The organism is Enterococcus sp. VV15 (assembly GCF_005236045.1).
GTDB lineage: Bacteria > Bacillota > Bacilli > Lactobacillales > Enterococcaceae > Enterococcus_B > Enterococcus_B durans.
Map to the genome: position 1 here is coordinate 41,174 of NZ_QPTY01000007.1, position 17,897 is coordinate 59,070.

Below are 17,897 nucleotides of genomic sequence, written 5' to 3' on the forward strand. Positions count from 1 at the left end.
TTTCTTTTTTTTATAGTTTAATAGAAGGTAGAGTGATTTTTATTTGACTATAAAAATGAAGGAGAAGACTATGAAGAAAAAGCTATTAGGAATAATATTAACACTATTGTTTATTGTTGGAACTATAACACCTAGCGTGTCCGCTGTGACGAGTAATCCCAACAAACAAGTGGAACAGGAACAAACGACTGATAATCACCCATTGTCAAATAGTGAAACACCTACAGTAAAAACCACAGAAAGTCTTACTGATAGTAAACTATCACAAGAAACAGCTAGTAGCACTCAAGCAATAAGTTCTACTCAAAAATCAAATACAGAAATAGAAAATGTTGAGAGGATTAGTATCAATGAACAAAATTTCCCAGATGAAAATTTCCGGAATTTCTTGTTGAAAACGATTGATAATAAGAATGACAAGCTACTCGAGGAGGAACTTAATCAAATAACGGAATTAAATTTAAGTGATTTAGATATTCAAACATTAGAGGGTATTCAATATTTTAAAAAGCTTAAAAAATTAGAAGCACAAAATAACAATTTGAAGGAATTGGATGTAGCAGCTTTAAGTGCTTTAAGTTACCTAGATGTTTCAAATAATCAATTAAGCAAAATTGATCTTTCAACTAATGATGCGATCCATTATTTTAAAGGATCAAACCAAAAACGACACGTTTCTTCCAAATTGTTTGATAAAACATGGATTATAACAGATGAAACACTCAGACCTGAAAATGATCAAGTTACACTTGAAACACCTGAGTGGCAATATGATGGTACTTCATTTACAACATCGATCCAAGTTCCTTTAAATTATATCTATCATGTGAAATTTTCTAAGAAAACTACTTTGATAGAGAATTCAGAAACAACGATACCAGTGGCTGTGAGTGTTAACTTTCTACAACCAGAAGTAACCTCTGTAGAAAAAGTTGAATCGAAAAATGAAATCACTAATTTAACTGTTGGAGATTCTTTACAACTAGAGTATTCTGTTATCCCAAAAGATTCAGTTTTACAAAATCCAAGCTGGCAATCTACTGATACCACCATCGTTAAAGTTGACAACTATGGAAAAATCACGGCACTTAAGGCAGGACAAACAGAAGTCATTTTGAGTGATGAAAAAAAGCAATTAAGTGTTTTTAAAGTGATTGTTTCCGATCCTATAGAAAAAGAATCAAGCGGTGATCAGTCAATAGAAACAAAACAAAGTAATTCTAGTATGACAACGTCGCCAAATCTTGCGTATCAAACGCATGTCCAGACAATTGGCTGGCAGCCACCGGCTGTAGATGGAGAAATAGCTGGGACGACTGGTCAAAATAAACGGGTTGAAGGAATAAAAATTTTTTTAAATGATACTAGTATTTCAGGAAATATCGAATATAGTAGTCATGTTCAGCGTGAAGGTTGGCAATCTTATGTGAAAAATGGTGAAGTTTCTGGGACGACCGGGCAGTCTTTAAGAGTTGAAGCAATACGTATTCGCTTAACTGGAGAATTGAGTCAAAAATATGATATTTATTATCGGGTGCATTCAGCATTCTTTGGCTGGATGGGATGGGCAAAAAATAATAGCGAAGCAGGTACTTCTGGATTTGGTTATCCAATGGAAGCTATCCAAATAAAAATGATAGAAAAAAATGGGATGGGTCCAGAAGTGGGCAACGCTTATCATGAACAAGCAAATATGAGGACACCGAATATTAACTATCAAACACACAGTCAGTCGATTGGCTGGCAAAATTGGCAATCAAATAACTCAATATCAGGTTCAGTAGGTTCTGGACTAAGAATGGAAGCCATTCGAATGAACATTTCAGGAACAACTTTGTCTGGTGGGATTGAGTATAGTAGTCATATCCAAAGTATCGGTTGGCAAACTTATGTAAATAATGAAGAGGTATCGGGGACGATAGGGAGAAAATTGAGATTAGAAGCAATACGTATTCGTTTAACTGGAGAATTAAGTCAGTATTATGATGTTTATTATCGAACCCATTCTGCTTATCTGGGTTGGTTAGGTTGGGCTAAAAATGACTTAGAGGCAGGAAGTACCGGTTTTGCATACTCAGTTGAAGCTATTCAAATCCAATTAGTAGTTAAAGGTCAGTCTGGTCCCAAACTAGGAACTTCATATTATGAAAAAGATAAATTAGCTTTGCCAAAAGTAAACTATCAAACTCATATACAGACTATAGGTTGGCAAAATCCGCAAGCTAACGGCTCAATAGCAGGTACTGTTAGTAAAGGATTGAGGATGGAGGCCCTTCGTTTGAATGTAACGGATACGCCGCTACCTGGAAACATCGAATATAGTAGTCATGTACAATCAATCGGTTGGCAGCCATATGTAGCAAACAACGAAATTTCTGGAACAACAGGCAATAAGTTACGTGTTGAAGGAATTAGAATCAGATTAACGGGACAACTTGAGCTAAACTATGATGTTTATTACCGTGTTCATTCTGCTAAACTAGGTTGGCTTGATTGGGCGAAAAATGATCAATATGCTGGGACAAGCGATCTAGGATTAAGAATGGAAGCTATCCAAGTTGTTTTGGTGAAAAAAGGAGCATCTGCTCCTGGTAAGACAGATACACCTTATCAAACATCAATCAATCACTTATTTGTTATGGGACATGGAGTAAACGATCCAGGTGCTTCCTATGCTGGAGTAAATGAGCGAGATTTTACGAGGAAAGAACTGATGCCATATCTCCAAAAGTGGGCGGGGCGTTTAACAAAAAATAAAATTACTTTTTACAATACAAATGCTGATATGTATCAAGATTCTCAGCGACTGCAAGGTGCTTACACAATTAGTACTTCATTTTCTTCCGTTAGTGAATTTCATTTAGATGGTGGTGCTATCGATCTCAGCACGGGAGGCCATGTGATTGCTCATCGTAATGGTAATTCGTTGACTCCTCAAAACTACGCTATTGCAAATGTTATAAAAAATTACGTAGGATTATGGGGATCTGTTCAAAACACTGGCGGGATCAATTTACGAACTGACTTATTGAATATGAATGTACTTCAATCACGAGGAATTCCTTACCGCTTAGCTGAATTAGGGTTCATCACAAATTCAAGAGATGTAGCAAACATTAGAAAAAATATTGATCAGATAGCTAAAGGGATTGTGGAAGCTATCACAGATGAAAAATTATAATTTTTTAACATATAAAACTAAACTCACTTGTTCCTTTTTAAGATCAGATGACTAAAGGGAGCTTGAAAAAGGGGTAATAAATAATCAGTCACTAGCAATGTTTGTTAGGGCTGATTATTTTTCTCATACAATTAGATTGTTAGTTCTAAAAAAGAAAGCTTTCTTTCGTTTTTAGAAAGCCTTTGCTATACTTAGGTAAAAAGATAAGGGAGGAAACCAGTGAAACAAAACTTTGCAATTGTAGGTCTCGGTCGTTTTGGTGGTAGTATCTGCCGTACGTTAGTCGAAGCGGGTCAAGAAGTATTAGCCATCGACAGCAGTGAAGATCGAGTAAATGAATATATGAATATTGCTACGCACGCTGTAGTAGCAAATGCGCAAGATGAAATGACGTTACGTTCTTTAGGAATCAGAAACTTTGATCATGTGATCATAGCGATCGGTGAGGATATCCAAGCAAGTATTTTGGTTACGTTGATGGTAAAAGAAATGGGTGTGCCTAATATTTTGGCAAAAGCACAAAATGAGTATCATGCTCGTGTTCTGGAAAAAATAGGTGCTGACCGCGTTGTCCATCCTGAACGTGATATGGGGATTCGAATTGCTCATAACTTAGTATCGAAGAATATCCTTGATTATTTAGAGTTGTCCGATCAGTTTTCGCTTGCGGAAATTCGAGTATCTAATCCTAAATTTTTCAATAAAACGTTAGCGGAATTAAATTTTAGACAGCGTTATGATTTAACTGTAGTTGCAATCCGACGTTCAGATCGAACAGTCGTAGTCTCACCTGCTGCTGATGAATATGTGCTGGAAAATGATAATTTGTTAGTGATCGGTGAGACGGAAGATGTAGATATTTTGGATGACAAAATGAATCAATAAGGGGATGCTTAAATGGAATTGACAGTGACAGAAAATGCACGTAAGTGGTTTGAATCAGAAGTAGCGTTACCTAAAGATTATGGTATACGTTTCTTTGGGAAGGTTTATGGGAAAACAGAAGTGCATGAAGGCTTTTCCATTGGTATGTCTGTAGAGTTGCCAGAACATCCTGTAAAAAAAGAAGTGATCGATGGTATCCTATTTTTTATTGACGAAGCCGATGAATGGTTTTTTAAAGGATATGATCTAGAAGTAGATTATGATGAAACTTTAGATGAACCAGTGTATCATTTCAAAGAACAATAAAGAGAAAAGGAGTATTTTCGGCGAGCAATCGGTCGAAAGACTCCTTTTCTCTAGTTCTGAAGAAAACAGATTGTTTCGTACTTTATTGTACTTAAGCTAAACTAAAGAAAAGAAGGGTGGTTAACGACATGGGAGAAAAAATTATTTACTTAGATCGAGACTTTAGAGAAGAATTTATGGATAAAATCAAATCGATTGCCCCAAACTATACGATCAAAACTGATTTGACAGAAGAAGAGCTTACCGATGTGGAAATCAGTCTGGGATGGAACCGAAACTACCAAGAGAAATTGCTTGCTTCTGATCATCTAAAATGGGTTCAGTCGATTTCTGCTGGTGTGGATACTTTACCATTAGATAAATTTGCTGAGAAAGAGATATTGGTATCTAATGGTAGTGGTATCCATAGCGAATCGATTGCAGAGCATATCATGGGAATCATCCTTGGTTATTCAAGAGGGCTATTTCAGGCGCAACGGGCACAAGTCGCAAAAAAATGGTTAGGATCGAACGTGCACTATCAGCCTTTAGAAAATCAAAAGGTACTGATTATTGGTACGGGGAAAATTGGGAAAATGGTTGCAAAAAAGGCAACTGGATTTGATATGGAGTGTTACGGGATCAATACTTCTGGACATCCTGTAGATGGCTTTAAACAAACCTACCCATTGGAAGAGTTGTCTGAAATAGTTTGTGAAATGACTATCATTGTAAATATTCTACCTTTGACGGAAGAGACAAAAGGATTGTTTAATGGAGAGTTATTTAAAAAATTCAATCAACAGGCAGTATTGATCAATGTAGGAAGAGGTGCGTCCTTAAAAACGGATGAGTTGGTTGTTGCTCTAAATGAAGGGAGATTAGCTTTTGCTGCTCTGGATGTCTTTGAGGAAGAACCTTTACCTTACGATAGTCCGTTGTGGGAAATGGACAATGTCTTATTGACTTCACATATTGCAGGATTGACACCTGATTTCCAAAATAAATTGATGAAGATCTTTTTAGATAACCTACAAAGCTACATGACAAATCACGAGTTGAAGGTTAATCAGGTTGAACTAAACAAAGGATATTGAGAAAAATCTAGGTTTAGAAAAAAGAATGTGGGATAAATCTAAAAATCAGTTTTGCTACAGACTCTCGAATAAACGACGTCTAAAAGTCAGATTTTTTGGGAATTCAAAAAAAGCGTGGGACAAAAGTAAGAAACACTTTTGTCCCACGCTTTAAAAACGAATAAACGGTGGGAGCAGAAGCAACTCCTTCTGTCCCAGCCCCTTTTTACTCCAATTTCTCAAAACTAAACGACTTTTATTTCGTCCTCTTTTTTACATCATTTGAATCTTGGGCCAACCTTTGACGGCTTGGGCAAAAATGAATAATCCGGCAATCGCGATAAATGCACTTGTATCAAATGATGGCAAGAAGATCATTAGAATCGTAGCCAACAAGGTAGGAAGTGAAATCGCATAAATCATTGTTTTCAAACAATCAAGAAACGTTGCTCTTGTTAAACGAAGTCGTGCATAGATGTATGCAGCGAAATTAGCAAAAAATAATGTGATGATCAGGTTCAAGAAGCTCGGATAGATTGAAATCAAGAAAGTCACGGCTTTTATCCAAAATGGAATCGATGCTTCACTTAAGGTATCGCGTAATTGTTTCCCTGTTAGATTTTTTATGGCATCATTTGTGTACTCAAGTTCGAATTGATTACTGCTTAGTAAAGCAGTTGTTGTTCCCGTATTTGGGAAAGCGACCACAAGCTCATTTTCAAGCATGCCGACACTTAGAAAGTTCCCCATCAAGTCAGAAGTGACATCTTTTTCTGAGCGTCTACCTTCTGGGTCAAATGTGAATATGATTGAATTGGTTTGGTAAATGAACCCCTCTTTATCTTTTGTGTCGATTTTGCCATCTTTGATCGTAAAATCTGGAATTCTAGTTGCGATTTTCTGCCCATCCGCTTTGATATTATTCAAGACTTGAAAAATTTGAAAGGAGATAGGCAACGCCATAATGATACTGAGCACCAATAAATAGAGGATCGATTTACCGAATGGTGTGTTTCTGGCATTTTTAAGCTCTTTGAATTGTGTGAAAGAGCTAATGATTAATTGTTTAGTTGTCATAACTACTCCTTTAATAATAGTGTCGTCATTAGCAATTCTAGCGAAGTCAGAAAGGAAATACAAGGGGGCATATAGGAAAACACAAAATTGATGAGTCATTTTTAGTAAACATGATATGCTGATAGAGTAAAGGTTAATGTAGGAAAAGATGAAAGACCACTAGCGATCAACTAAAATTTTTTGGGCTGTTTTATCAAATGGTGTGATTATTTTAGTAGAATTTATTGGTGTGGTTTTTTTCAGGTAGATTATCATTGATTTCTGATGCTTTCCATGATCTTTGGGATACATCAGCAATTACGCTATCTTACTATAGCTCAAAAAATAGCTTCAAAACAAAGAAATCCCTAAAAAATATCTGACTATCTAAGATCCAAAATAAAAAAAATGAATATAATGATTCAAGCGGAAACAAATGCAAAGGATAAGAAACGATTGATTTTAAGAAATGAAGATGAAATATCTCCCTAAATAAGGTATGATAAAGCAGAAATGAATAGTAAGGTAGGTTGACCAATGAATCTTTATCATCAAGCAAAACATTTTTTAGAACGAAAAGGGTATTGGGAGATTTTTATTTACCTCTTTTTTGGTGGTTTGGCAACAGTTGTTAACTTTGTCAGTTTCTATATTGCACTACAACTGTTTGAGTTAAGTATGCCTGTTTCTAATACGATCTCTTGGATTTGTTCCGTTTTATTTGCATTTGTCACAAATAAAATTTGGGTATTCCATTCAAAATCTCCAAGCTTTCTTCATTTAATTATCGAGTTTGGAAAATTTATTTTTTATCGAGTAGTATCGTACGGAATGGATATGGGTGCCATGCTACTCATGATCCAAGTGATGGATGTCAATGATTATGTGGCAAAAATCATTACACAGGTCATCGTAGTATTAGCAAATTATATTTTCAGTAAATTATTTATCTTTAAAGAGACAGAAATTATTGAAGAAGAACTTCCTGAAAATCAGAACAAGAAATAGCTATAAGCATAATTTTTGTAGAAATCCCTTCTCTTTGTTACTCTTTGTAGTGTAAAGACTATGAACAAACACATTGAGGAGGAATTTTTTTATGACTTACAAATTACCAGATCTACCTTATGCATTTGATGCACTGGAACCATATATCGATGAAGAAACGATGCACTTGCATCATGACAAACACCATAATACTTATGTTACAAACTTAAACGCAGCTATTGAAAAGTATCCAGAATTAGGCGAAAAATCAGTGGAAGAATTGATTTCTAATATGGACGCGATTCCTACTGATATTAAGATAGCGGTACAAAACAATGGCGGTGGACATGCAAACCATTCATTTTTCTGGAAAATCATGGCACCTAATGCAGGTGGCGAACCAACAGGCGAAATCAAAGAAGCGATTGATGAAGCTTTTGGTGATTTTGCAACATTTAAAGAAGAGTTCAAGAAAGCGGCTGCCGGACGCTTTGGATCAGGTTGGGCATGGTTAGTGTTGGAAGATGGTAAATTGGCAATCACTTCTACAGCAAACCAGGATTCTCCATTGATGACAGGCCAAACACCTATCTTAGGATTAGATGTGTGGGAGCATGCATATTACTTGAAATATAAAAATGTACGCCCTGACTATATTGCTGCTTTTTGGAATGTTGTTAACTGGGATGAAGTAAACAAACAATTTGCAGCTGCAAAATAAACGATATCTGTTTTGTATACTCCAAAATCGAATTGAAAAATAAATTTAGCAAAGCTTGCTAGCGTTTTCTAAATTGGGTATAATAGGCTTGCAAGGTATCTTGCAAGAACTTTTTTGGAGGCTATACATTTATGGAACATGGAACAGTAAAATGGTTCAACAATGAAAAAGGATTTGGGTTTATTACAGTAGATGGCGGAGACGATGTATTTGTACATTTTTCAGCAATCCAAGGTGACGGCTTCAAGAGCTTAGAGGAAGGTCAAGAAGTTGAATTTACGATTGTTGAAGGCGCTCGTGGTCCACAAGCTGCTGAAGTGACTAAATTATAATAATTTGTTGAAGAAAAGCCCGCGGTTGCGGTCTGATCAAAGCAATAAAAAGAAGATGGTTGATCCATCTTCTTTTTTGATTTTGTAAGTGCTCCTATGGCAATAGTGACTTGTTTTTTACAAAATTTGAAAAAATAGTTTCTCCTGTACTTTAGTGGAAGAATCAACGATTTACTATTTTTTAGATCTTTTGACTTAGTAGATAGATCTGTTCGCTAGACATTTCAGTAGAAATCGTCAAAGTGGGGATAGACTCTTCGTAAGTCACTGTTTTTAACGAAATGTCTGTTGTCCGGATGATCAAGTCGGGCTTGTATAAGAAATCATTTGTAAAGAGAACATTTAAATAGATACGTAATTGTTCTTGCAGCATTTCCATATAAGTCAATTCAATACTTAATGGAAAATCACTTTCAAATTTGATTTTTATTTCTTTATCAAAATAAGTAGGAGAAGCTACAATCATAAACGCTTCTGCTAGATTCCATGGGTGAACCCATGCCAATGTCTGACTTTGATTTTTAAAGTGTTGTGAGAGACGATTGATTTCACGATTGAATGTGGGATAATTTTTTTCGATAAAGGTTGAGATATCATGCTTGATAATCGAAAACTCGGGAAATAGATAATCAGTCATTCCATTGGCAAATAAGGTGCTGTTCAAGAGCATCTTTTTGCTGTTGATCTGTGAAGATTTAAACCCAATAGAATAAAGATAATGATAAAAAGTATTTTGAAACTGTTTGATAGGTGTATCCCATTTTAAATGGACTTTGACGGCTTTGTCTAAAAAATGATTACTAAGATAAAAGGAGGTACGTGTCTGTAACCAGAGAAATAAAAATTTGATTTCAGTGGCAGTAAGATTTAATCTTTGAAAGGAAATAGTTAATTCAGAAGTTAGCCCATCAAATGCTGAACATAGTTCATCAGTAAATGCAGGTAATTTAGCTTTTTGTATTCGTTTCTCTTGATTAACTCTTACTTTAGTGACTGCCACGATAAAACACCATTCCATCATTTTTATTTTATTCGGTCTTTGGTTGATCAATGGAACATTTTGTCACAGATGGTTATCAAAAATACCATGACCATTGGCTGAGCTATGCAACAAATGAAAATGATAAAATATCAAGAAAAAGACACATATTATGAATTTGGTATCAAAAATGCGATGGTAAATATCGATTTTATTGACAAGCGGGACACTGCGTATCCAACGATGCTTGAATTACTAGTTGCGGCATCCAAAATGATGAAAAAATTGGAAACAAGTGAATCAAGAGAAAGACTGTTTAAAACAGAAGAGGAGTTTATAGCCACACAAGAGCGAATCAACACAGTCATGGAGAAACGTGTATTGCATGAAATCACAACAGGAGTGATGTTTCCTGAATTTGCCCAGTTTTTTAAAAAAACAGAAGTAATCAACTATGGCTTTTTTTGCCCGTCATGATCGCTTTCGGATGAGAATCGATGATGCGGAACATTTTTTATCTGGATTGATCAATTATTTGGTTCATTATAAACAGAAGGAGTGAATAAAAATGGTTGGGTATATTCGTTTTGCAGCATTAGCGTTAATTGGCCTTTCGTATTTCGGTTTTCGATCAAAAAAGAAAAAAAACCACCTGAAGAATCCAACGGACGCCAATTTAAGTCAATATGAAAAAAATGAAGAGGGACTCTATCCTTGGGAAGTTGATCAGGATAACTCTCCCGCGAGAATTGAAAAGACAGCTACAAGATATGTCAATCAAGCAAGACCTCGACGTGGTAGATGGTAAAAGGTGGTGGAAATACATGTGGACAATTCAGAATACTTTGGATGGGATAGAGGGGAATTTTTTTAAAGGATATGATCGGTTATATCAACCAATCACGGATTTTGAATATTTTTCTGGCCATTTAAAACGCAATCAAGATTATTCAACAACCGCGTTTGTTTCTATTTCGTCAGAAAGAAGAAATTATGTTAATCGTAAAAGTATAGCCTGGAGAGATGGAAATGACCAAATCAAAGGGCGGGAGAATGAGTTTGCTTTACTCATAACAGAAACACCGATTGATGATCATTCGGTTAAGACACCACAATTTATTGTAGAAGACAGCTGGAAATTCTTGTTAGAAATATCTTCGAAATTGCGAAAAGCGTACCATAATCCTGTCATAGCAATCACTGGTTCAGCAGGGAAAACATCGACCAGAATAATGATTTCCCACTTGTTACAAAAGGAAAAAGTACTTGCAAATCGAGGAAATCATAATGTTCGTTTTGCAATCCCTCTTTATTTGAGTAAGTTAGTAGGACAACCAGATATAGTGAACTTAGAAGTGTCAGTCAATGCGTTGAACTCTTACGACACAGGATCAATGTCAAACCTTATTCAACCAGACATTGCGATTGTGACCTCAATTGGAGAGGCACATCTTAGCTCATTGAAAGACACGATTGGTGTGGCACGTCATAAAGCAAAAATCTTCGAGGGATTGAAGGATAATGGAACAGCTATCATCAATGCCGATATTGGAACGGAAGAGTTGGCTATTTTGACAGATGCTGCACGTAAACATACAAGTGAAATCTTTACCTATTCGATAACGGACCCCACTAGAGATGTTTTTGTGATCGGTACTACGCAAAAAAGAGACTATTGCAATGTAAATATCTCATTTTTCGGCAAAAAAATTTCTTTAAATCTATCGGTTGCTTCATTAGGAATGGTCTCGAATACATTAGCCGCCTTGTTGACTGTTTGGAAAATCAAAGGAGATATCCATCCCTACCTCGCGGCTTTTAAAACATTTAAACCGCTGACGAAAATATTAGAGAAAACTTACTATAGATCTGATAGTGGGCCTAATTTTACATTTGTTGATGACACCCATAACGCATCTTTACCGGCAATGAAAAATGCAATTGCTTATTTCAATGAAATCAGCCCTTTTTACCAAGGAACGAAATTATTGATCCTTGGTCAAATTACAGATTTAGGGGAGGCGTCTAAAGAAGTCCATGAATCCTTAAAAGGACAGATGGAACAATCTACAGCAGATTATATTTTTGGCTATGGTGAACAGTTCAAGGGGATTTTCAGTGCTGAGCATCAACAATACGAAAATTTTCAATGGTTTGCTAGTTTATCTGAGATGAGTCAGCGAATTGAAACGCTACTAAATGAAGATAGTTTACTCTTTGCAAAAGGATCTGTTACTGGAAGTGATTTTCAACAAATCGATAAATATATCCGAAAGATCGCAAATAAACGGAATTTGAAGTGTGAGTGTTTAATAGGTTAAAAAAGAAGAGACAATGTCCAGATTAAAGACAACGTTTCTTTTTTTGACTGAAAAAAAGTATAAATATAATCTATCTATTTTAATCGAAATATGTAAAAGCGCTTTGAAAGACTAGATTTGCTACTTTTCTCTAAACAAATGCTATGGTATGATAGTTTAAGAATTTTGAAAAAATACATATAAATCAGTTATCCTTGTATTTATTATTTAAAGTTTTATTATGATTAACTAAGTGGATTGCTGAATTATTAGTTATGTGAGAAAATATTTTAACGAAAATGTGAGACAGAGGTGTATTATGAAGCGGTGGCAAAAAGTTATTTTAGCTTTTTTAGGAGTTCTTGTTATTCTGATTGGCGGGATCTCAGCTTATGGAATCAAGTTCATGGGAGAAGCAAGTAAAACAGTAAGTCAAATATCCAAACAATCGAATCGATTATCGACTAAGCGTGACAATAAAGTCAATATTGATGATAAGGAACCTTTTTCCGTGCTACTTTTAGGGCTAGATACGGGTGGACTTGGTCGGACAGAACAAGGTCGTTCGGATACGATGATGGTGGTTACCGTCAATCCACAACAAAAAAAATCAACAATCATCAGTTTAGATCGCGATATTTATACGAATATCGTTGGTTACGGCACTGTGGATAAGTTAAATCACGCCTATGCGTTTGGTGGCGTTGATATGGCAATGAATTCAATCGAGCAATTATTAGATATTCCCATCGATCATTATGTAACGATCAATCTAGACGGTATGGAAGATTTGATCAATGCGGTTGGGGGGATCGAAGTAAACAACAAAATCGACTTCACTCTAGATGGGGTGCATGTACCAGTTGGTAAGCAAACATTAGATGGAGAAAAAGGATTAGCGTATTCTCGGATGCGTCATGAAGATCCTAAAGGGGATGTTGGCCGACAAGCACGACAACGTGAAGTAGTTACCAAGATCGTGAACAAAGTGCTAAGTTTAGACGGCGTAAGCAATTATCGTAAAATATTAAAAGCTGTTGAAAAAAATGTCACTACCGATTTAGACTGGGATGACATGTTGGATGTAGCCACAAATTATACCTCTGCTTTTGAAACGATCAAACAAGATCAATTGAAAGGAAAAGACGCAATGATCGATAATATTTATTATCAGATACTAGGTCAAAATGATTTGTTAGCTATCCAAAATGAATTAAAAAAACAATTAGAGATCAAGACAAGTGATACATTGCCAAACTTAAAGAATGATAACGCGTCTTACATGTTCTATGATGACTCAGATGGTTCGGATGGAGAAAACACGGATGCTGGAACTACCAACAGCAGTTCAAGCTACTATTCTCAAGACACGAGTCAGTATGACAATCAATACAATAATGATACGACCCAAAATGGGTACCAAGATAATGGTCAGAATTACGATCAAAACTATGATCAGAACTATAATCAAAATTATGACCAGAACTACGATCAAAATTACGACCAAAATGGCTATTAAAAAAGATGCACTCGCGTTTGTTCAACTCCCGCGAGTGTTTCTTTTTATGCAAAAAATGAAGGCTATCAATTCAAAAAGTAGATAGAATAATTCAACAAGGTAGCAAATAGCACCCATAAATAGTATGGAACAAGTAACCACATCACTAAACGAAAATGTAGCCATAAATGATAGAGTAAGATCGTTAAGACAATGACTAGGATAGTAATATCGACAGCGGCAATAAAATTACTTTGTAAATTAAAGAATAAAGCAGACCAAAGAAAGTTACAGATAAATTGGATAACGAATAGTGTAAGAAGTTTACGCTTCAATTTTCTCTCATCCATTTGCGTTAAAAAGTATAGTGCCATACCCATTAAGATATAGAGTACTGTCCACATCGGCCCGAAGATCCAACTTGGTGGCGCGAACGGAGGCAAGTCTAATGAATAATAGTAACTTCCAGGATTGCCACTAAGTAGCCCTGATATAAATCCTAGGATAACGATTCCCACTGTACATAACCAAAAACGAAAATCTTTTAATATAACCATTTTATTATCTCCCTTCTATAATTTAAGTTTACCATGAACATTTCAGACATACTCAAATTTACTCTGGGGATCCAAAAGGTAAAAGCAATCATTCGTTTAGCTATTATTTTAGTTGAAGGCTAGATAGAAGTATTTGACGTTTTGAAAATCAGCTATTTATTTCTATTTAGAATGTGAGAGTATCTCTTCCTCTTGTACTACTCTTTCTTAGTTTTAAACTGATTTTTAGCAACAATCATGCTAAAGTTAGAATTTGACTTTAATAGATTAAATAACGTTAATGTTTTTTAATTTGTTATTTTATAAATGTTATCATTTATATGTAATCGATTACATAAATATTTTTAATAACAAAAATATGATAGGAGTGGGGAAATGGAGAAAAAGTTTAAAAGATTATTTGTAGGAGCGGCGCTTTGTAGTTTGCTGATTGCACCGTTATTGTTAAATGCAGAGGAAACGTTGGCAACAGAACAAAGTAGTAAACAACAAGCAGATTTTGGGGTTGGTCAAGGTATTCAGTGGGAAGATCAAGTGGTCGCTCCTTTTGTGGACATGACTGCCTATAGCTCAAAAGAAGATCTTTCAAGCAATGGTGCACTAGATCTTGCAGCAGTTGCAAAGAAGACAGGGCAAAAATTCTTTAATTTAGGATTCATGCAAGCAAAAGGAGTTAAAAATGACAGAATTGACTGGGCTTGGGGTGGATTTAATGGACTAAGCGAGAGTGACAATGATCAATGGCAATATGAAGGAATCAAAAAATCAATTCGTGAATTGAGAGGAATCGGTGGCGATGTGGCGATTTCTTTTGGTGGATTGAATTCTGGTGCTTTTTGGGAAACGACACAAGATATTTCTATTTTAGCTAATTCATACACTGAAATCATCCAAGGCTATGGCCTTACTCGAGTCGATTTCGATGTGGAAGCGGCAGCAATGGGCTATCAAGAAAATTTAGCAAATGCAAAAGCGATCAGGAAAGTCCAAGAAAAAACGGGTGTAGAAGTGACATTGACTTTACCAGTTATGGATACTGGGCTGATTTCGACAGGATTGTCTGTACTACAAGCCTATTTAGAGGCAGGAGTAGAGCTAACTACAGTTAATTTGATGACGATGTGTTATGGCAGTGTCGTTCCTGACTACGCACAAGGTTCTTTAGATGCAGTAGACAATACGATGGTTCAATTGAAGGATTATTACAAGCGTTTCACCAACACGATGTTAACAGATGAACAAGCATATGCAAGACTAGGAACAACGCCTTCGATTGGATTTGAAAGCGAAGCACATCCGTATTTTACAACAGCAATGCTCAATAAAGTTATCCAACATGCAAAAGAAAAGAAAATCGGTATGGTTTCTTACTGGTCAATGAACCGAGATGCAATGGTGGATGGTGGACAAGGTAAAGTCAAAAATCAATATGAATTTTTAACGGTCGCTCAACAATTTGGCAAAGATACTCCGTCACCAGAAGATTTTGAAAAACCGTCTACACCAACTGATTTACATGGAGTGGCTTCTTCTGATTCGATCTCATTGTCATGGACTGCATCCACAGACAATGTTCAAGTATCTCATTATAATATTTACGAAGAAAATCGTTTGGTGGGAACAAGTAAAGTACCGAATTTCCTTCATAAAGGACTAAAACCAGCTACGACCTATTCTTATACGGTAGAAGCAGTAGACACAGAGGGGAATAAGTCAGAACGTTCTGCTATTTTGTCGCTTAAAACTAATGATGAAACGGAAGGCCAGCTACCAGTACCTTCTGTGCCACTTCAATTGACAGCTAAAAATATTCTGCAAAATAAATTAACGTTAACATGGGTGAAAAATACACCGAATGAACAAGTGATGCACTATGCTATTTATCGTGACGGCATTCGTATAGGTGTCAGTGAAACGAATGAATTTGAAGATAATAATTTAGATGCTGATACAACTTACATTTATCAAGTCAAAGCAATCAACCAATCCGGATCATCTGATTTCAGTCAAGCAATCACTGTTAAAACATTGGATGAAGATAGTCAAGGGAATACTTGGACAACTAATCAAGCCTACAGTATTGGAAGTATCGTAACTTATGGTGGATCTAGTTATCGTTGCTTGCAAGCACATATATCAATTGCTGGCTGGACACCAGATATCGTACCTGCCTTATGGGAAAAAATCAGTTAAAAATCATAAAAGCATAATGTTTGTTATTGGCGAAGAAAACGATTACAATGAACCTATCAACTAATAGGAGGTTCATTTATGAAGAAGCTTAATGTCTTATTGTTTGTCGGTGTAGTCATGTTAGGGTTGTTTGGATTCGGTACTTCTGGATTTGCACATGGATATGTCACTTCCCCTGGAAGCCGTGCTTATTTTGGTACGGCAGCAGCGGGTAATTTGAATCAAAATGTTGGGCGTGCACAGTGGGAGCCACAAAGTATCGAAGCACCTAAAAATACATTTATTGATGGAAAATTAGCAAGTGCTGGAGTCACTGGGTTTGAACCATTGGATGAGCAAACGGCAACAAGATGGCATAAAAGTGTGATCAATCCTGGTAATTTGACTATTTCATGGAACCTAACTGCGCAACATCGAACAAGCACATGGGATTACTATATAACAAAAACAGGTTGGAATCCTAATGCACCATTGAAAATCAGTGATTTTGAATTGATTGCGCAAATTGATGATAAAGCAACTGTACCACCTAAAATCGTCAATCAAACAATCACTGTTCCGCAAGATCGCAAAGGCTACCATGTGATTTTAGCTGTGTGGAATATCAGCGATACCACTAATGCTTTTTATCAAGCAATTGATGTAAATATCCAATAATAAGTAAATATCAATAGGTTGGATAGAAGTGCTACTCCTAAATGAATAGGTCAGAATGCGCGTAACTTCAAATTTTTGCGAGTCTTCATTTATTTTTCAAGGAGTTTCTACTGTTCCAATAGTTTATTCAATCCTATAGAGTGAGGGAAAAGTGAGTGTACTTTTCTCTCGCTTTTTTTGTGAGTCAATGATTTTGGTTCAGTAACAGGTTGTTGTATCATGGAACTACACGGACATCAGGAAAATATCTCGCTTAAAGAAACAAATAGGAAATCACTATGTGTGTATATTGAAGCTTTGGATGTATCAAAATAGCTAATTGCCTTTTTTGGTCACCTTTGGCATATACAGAGAATGAGTGTTCTTCTTTTCAATCCATAAAGAAGAATGTTTTCAGTAATAAGGAGGAATCAATCGATGAGATTGTTAAAGAAAAAAGCAAAAGTTAGTAAAGAAAAGAGTAAAGAACAGGAAGTTGATCCATTACTTTCAGAGGAATTAGACCAAGAAGAATTTGACTCTTTTTTCTCTGAAGTACTTAAAAAAATCCCACAAAAGACATCCAAGGTTATTTTGAATACGTACGAAAAATCAAAAAAAGTGGCCGAAACAATTCTGGAGAAAAATCAAGTGAAATTTGACCATGTGTTCGAAGATTTTTTAAAAGGGGTAGATCCAATCACTCGAAAAAAAAGCCATCGTATCATTCATGCTGCTTCATTGATAGCAGCGATCATTGGGTGTTCTCCTATTCCATTTTCAGATGCTTTTTTATTGGTTCCGGTTCAGTTGACAATGATGGCTCGTTTGCATAAGCTATTCGGCCAGCCATGGTCTGAAAGTCTTGGAAAAAGTTTGTCAAAAGAATTAGTGGTGGTTAGCCTAGGCAGAAGTGCGGTGGGAAATCTCGTGAAATTTGTGCCAGCTGTTGGAACAGTTACAGGAGCTGCTATCAATGCGACTGTTGCTAGTGCAATTACAGAATCATTAGGTTGGATCACTGTGAAAATGTTGAATGACGGAGAGGATATCTTTGAACAAGTCATGTCATTCAAAGGACAGTTTCAAACCTTATTTCGTGCATTGAAGACTGTCAGCAAAAAATAAACGAACGTGGGACAAAAGTAAGAAACACTTTTGTCTCATTCTTTAAAAACGGATAAACGGTGGGAGCAGAAGCAACTCCTTCG

Annotated in this window: 16 protein-coding genes and 1 pseudogene; 14 read left to right on the top strand and 3 right to left on the bottom strand. The window is 36.0% G+C overall.

Translation table 11 applies throughout. From position 1 onward, the window contains the following. Positions 1-70 precede the first annotated feature (70 nt). The 4 genes from DVW83_RS04345 to DVW83_RS04360 all read left to right on the top strand — a co-directional run bounded on the left by DVW83_RS04345 (position 71) and on the right by DVW83_RS04360 (position 5,448). A complete protein-coding gene (locus DVW83_RS04345; RefSeq protein WP_137239073.1) occupies positions 71-3,181 on the top strand; it encodes an N-acetylmuramoyl-L-alanine amidase in 3,111 nt (1,036 codons plus the stop codon). Positions 3,182-3,400: 219 nt separating this feature from the next. Then, positions 3,401-4,066, top strand: coding sequence for a potassium channel family protein (locus tag DVW83_RS04350; protein ID WP_005876360.1), 666 nt, complete (start codon positions 3,401-3,403; stop codon positions 4,064-4,066). 12 nt (positions 4,067-4,078) lie between these two features. Then, positions 4,079-4,372 carry a HesB/YadR/YfhF family protein gene (locus DVW83_RS04355; RefSeq protein WP_005876357.1) on the top strand — a complete coding sequence of 98 codons (294 nt, stop codon included), beginning with the start codon at positions 4,079-4,081 and terminating at the stop codon, positions 4,370-4,372. A 128-nt stretch (positions 4,373-4,500) separates the two neighbouring features. Continuing rightward, positions 4,501-5,448 carry a phosphoglycerate dehydrogenase gene (locus tag DVW83_RS04360; protein ID WP_104660349.1) on the top strand — a complete coding sequence of 316 codons (948 nt, stop codon included), beginning with the start codon at positions 4,501-4,503 and terminating at the stop codon, positions 5,446-5,448. A gap of 252 nt (positions 5,449-5,700) precedes the next feature. Here the strand turns inward: DVW83_RS04360 and DVW83_RS04365 are convergent, their stop codons facing one another. Further along, complete coding sequence (locus tag DVW83_RS04365) at positions 5,701-6,504, bottom strand: DUF1189 domain-containing protein (RefSeq protein WP_016177104.1); 804 nt, start codon at positions 6,502-6,504, stop codon at positions 5,701-5,703. Positions 6,505-7,020: 516 nt separating this feature from the next. Here DVW83_RS04365 and DVW83_RS04370 point away from each other — a divergent pair. From DVW83_RS04370 to DVW83_RS04380, 3 genes are all read left to right on the top strand, one after another. After that, entirely contained in the window at positions 7,021-7,491 is a 471-nt protein-coding gene (locus DVW83_RS04370) for a GtrA family protein (RefSeq protein WP_104660607.1), read from the top strand. Positions 7,492-7,582: 91 nt separating this feature from the next. Then, positions 7,583-8,191: a superoxide dismutase gene (locus DVW83_RS04375; protein ID WP_104660606.1), complete on the top strand. Its 609-nt coding sequence runs from the start codon at positions 7,583-7,585 to the stop codon at positions 8,189-8,191. Positions 8,192-8,322: 131 nt separating this feature from the next. Beyond that, positions 8,323-8,523, top strand: coding sequence for a cold-shock protein (locus DVW83_RS04380; protein ID WP_002292860.1), 201 nt, complete (start codon positions 8,323-8,325; stop codon positions 8,521-8,523). A 181-nt stretch (positions 8,524-8,704) separates the two neighbouring features. On the opposite strand, the gene DVW83_RS04385 is transcribed toward DVW83_RS04380, so the two are convergent. Then, on the bottom strand, positions 8,705-9,523 hold the full coding sequence (locus DVW83_RS04385) for a hypothetical protein (RefSeq protein ID WP_224784446.1): 819 nt from the start codon (positions 9,521-9,523) through the stop codon (positions 8,705-8,707). A 50-nt stretch (positions 9,524-9,573) separates the two neighbouring features. Between DVW83_RS04385 and DVW83_RS04390 the strand changes: the two are divergent. The 4 genes and pseudogenes from DVW83_RS04390 to DVW83_RS04405 all read left to right on the top strand — a co-directional run. Then, positions 9,574-10,064: pseudogene (locus tag DVW83_RS04390) on the top strand (hypothetical protein); the annotation flags it as partial. A gap of 6 nt (positions 10,065-10,070) precedes the next feature. Then, positions 10,071-10,310, top strand: a complete 240-nt coding sequence (locus DVW83_RS04395) for a hypothetical protein (protein WP_104660605.1) — start codon at positions 10,071-10,073, stop codon at positions 10,308-10,310. 16 nt (positions 10,311-10,326) lie between these two features. After that, positions 10,327-11,823 carry a Mur ligase family protein gene (locus tag DVW83_RS04400; RefSeq protein ID WP_137239075.1) on the top strand — a complete coding sequence of 499 codons (1,497 nt, stop codon included), beginning with the start codon at positions 10,327-10,329 and terminating at the stop codon, positions 11,821-11,823. A 298-nt stretch (positions 11,824-12,121) separates the two neighbouring features. Next, a complete protein-coding gene (locus DVW83_RS04405) occupies positions 12,122-13,321 on the top strand; it encodes an LCP family glycopolymer transferase (RefSeq protein WP_104660604.1) in 1,200 nt (399 codons plus the stop codon). A 65-nt stretch (positions 13,322-13,386) separates the two neighbouring features. Here the strand turns inward: DVW83_RS04405 and DVW83_RS04410 are convergent, their stop codons facing one another. After that, complete coding sequence (locus DVW83_RS04410) at positions 13,387-13,857, bottom strand: TspO/MBR family protein (protein WP_005876335.1); 471 nt, start codon at positions 13,855-13,857, stop codon at positions 13,387-13,389. 375 nt (positions 13,858-14,232) lie between these two features. Between DVW83_RS04410 and DVW83_RS04415 the strand changes: the two genes are divergently transcribed. From DVW83_RS04415 to DVW83_RS04425, 3 genes are all read left to right on the top strand, one after another. After that, entirely contained in the window at positions 14,233-16,050 is a 1,818-nt protein-coding gene (locus DVW83_RS04415; RefSeq protein ID WP_104660603.1) for a fibronectin type III domain-containing protein, read from the top strand. A 78-nt stretch (positions 16,051-16,128) separates the two neighbouring features. Next, positions 16,129-16,707: a lytic polysaccharide monooxygenase gene (locus DVW83_RS04420; RefSeq protein WP_104660602.1), complete on the top strand. Its 579-nt coding sequence runs from the start codon at positions 16,129-16,131 to the stop codon at positions 16,705-16,707. A gap of 417 nt (positions 16,708-17,124) precedes the next feature. Next, complete coding sequence (locus DVW83_RS04425) at positions 17,125-17,814, top strand: YcjF family protein (protein ID WP_137239077.1); 690 nt, start codon at positions 17,125-17,127, stop codon at positions 17,812-17,814. The last annotated feature ends 83 nt before the right edge of the window (positions 17,815-17,897 follow it).